1 protein-coding gene is annotated in these 249 nt (G+C 62.7%); it reads right to left on the bottom strand.

Translation table 11 applies throughout. From position 1 onward, the window contains the following. Positions 1 to 249 (bottom strand): DUF2840 domain-containing protein (locus NR193_RS33700; RefSeq protein ID WP_256754905.1); only part of this gene is annotated, 249 nt, incomplete at both ends.

The raw sequence follows: 249 nt of genomic DNA on the forward strand, positions 1-249 counted from the left end.
GGTTGTGGATGTGCCGCCAATGATCGGGCGACACCAACTCAGGCTCGATGTCGAGGCGCTGGATGGCGTCGATCGCCTGCAGCACGCGTTCGACTTTGGGCCAGCTCTCGACCTTCAGAAGGATGTCGCCGCCGGGGCGCACGAAGGGCAGTGTCTGATAGGCATCGCCACGCGCGACCGCACGCACGATATCAATGCGTGAGATGATCGTTCCGAAGTCGTTCGCGGCCCAGCGAACGAACGCGAAGA

The organism is Mesorhizobium sp. Mes31 (genome assembly GCF_024519675.1).
In the GTDB taxonomy this organism is placed as follows: domain Bacteria; phylum Pseudomonadota; class Alphaproteobacteria; order Rhizobiales; family Rhizobiaceae; genus Mesorhizobium.